Raw genomic sequence first — 1,538 nt, 5'->3', positions numbered from 1 at the left:
TTAAAATTTTTCTTCTCCTAGGGGAAGAAGTAAAGAGATTTTAAGTTCATCGAATCATGTAACAGAAAGTGTTGCATTTAACTTTACAACTCAAGGAAAAGAGCATATCAATGAAGATACGCTCTTTAAGTCGTTATTTTAATTATTTATTTTGACGACGACGGTTGATGAACACTGTTCCTAAACCTGTTGAACCTAATAGTCCTGCAAATAGTGCAGTCATACTTGCAACTTCACCAGTGTTTGGTAACTCTTTACCTGCTGGTTTAGCTGGTGCAACTACTTCACTTACTTCAACATCTGAAGATTCTTCTTTACCTAAAGCGTCATCGATCTCTTTTTGATCTAATTCTTTTTGGTCTTCGCCTTGGCCTTCTGTTTTACCTTCTGCAGTTGTTAAAGTAATGTACCATTTGCCATCTGCAGCTTGTGTAATGATGTATCCGTTAATGTTATGTACGAATTCTTCTGCTTGACGAATAGCATCTGCTTTATCTTCATAACCTTTTGTAACAAGAGGAGCTTCTTGATCTAATTCTTTTTCTTCCTCTTTCTCTTCTGCTTTTTCAGCCTTAACTACTGTTTCTTCTTTTTCTTCAGAAACTTCCTCGTCTGCTGATTCTTCTGCGTTTTCTTCACTTACTTCTGCATCAACCTCAGCATCTGCATCGTTAGCATCAACATTTTCTGAAACTGCCGGAGCGTCTTCGTCTTTCGGAAGCTCTAAGCTTGCCTCTGGGTTATCTGTTGCTGAAATAGTATCTGCTTGTTCTGCTGCTAAAACAGCTGGCCCTTGTAGTAATAACGCTAATGCCGCTGAGTATAGTAATGTTTTCTTCATGTATCTCTATCTCCTTTAAGTATAGTGTTTTAAAGCTATCTCTTTAATATTGCACGTATATTTCTAAAAACTCAAAAAGCTATCAGACTAGAGTGAAAAATTATTTTATTCACAATAGAAATGAAAAAAATTAAGCTCTTAGAAAGAAAACGAGCAATTACTAAAGGTATCTAGCAATCAATTAAAACATTCTTTAATCGATTTATAACTATATTACAACAATATGTTTAAAAAGCAAGCTTTTTATAAAGTTTTTTAAGAATTCTTTCCGAAAGGTCACCTAATAAAAATAGCGCATCAATAACGACGCGCTATTATTATTATATAGTAGATATTAATTTTCTTTACGACGAGTAACTAAGCCTACACCTGCTAAAACTGATAAAGCAGCCATACCGAATACCGCAAAGTTCTCAGCTTCACCCGTTTCAGGTAATGTTTCTTTACCTGAATCTTGAGCAATAGCTGGATTGCTTGCAGTTTTTTCTTCTTTAACTACTTCATCTTTAGCTTCTTTGTTTACTTCTTCTTTTGTATCATCTTGTTTGTCTGCCGGTTTTTCACCTGTAATCGTATCAGAGACTTGGCCTTTGTTTGGCTTTTCGCCTGTAATGGTGTCAGAGACTTGACCTTTATTTGGCTTCTCACCTGTAATGGTGTCAGAAACTTGACCCTTGTTTGGCTTCTCGCCTGTAAT

2 protein-coding genes are annotated in these 1,538 nt (G+C 35.8%); both read right to left on the bottom strand.

The window, feature by feature from the left end:
• Nucleotides 1-142: 142 nt before the first annotated feature.
• Nucleotides 143-841, bottom strand: a complete 699-nt coding sequence (locus tag BLR79_RS08710) for an LPXTG cell wall anchor domain-containing protein (RefSeq protein WP_092087056.1) — start codon at nt 839-841, stop codon at nt 143-145.
• Nucleotides 842-1,175: 334 nt separating this feature from the next.
• A partial coding sequence (locus BLR79_RS08705; protein WP_143338848.1) for an LPXTG cell wall anchor domain-containing protein occupies nt 1,176-1,538 on the bottom strand: 363 nt, incomplete at its 5' end.

It is taken from the genome of Dolosicoccus paucivorans, from assembly GCF_900100125.1.
Taxonomy (GTDB): Bacteria; Bacillota; Bacilli; order Lactobacillales; family Aerococcaceae; genus Dolosicoccus; species Dolosicoccus paucivorans.
Note: the sequence above shows the minus strand (reverse complement) of the source record. Positions and strands in the feature narration are given on the sequence as shown.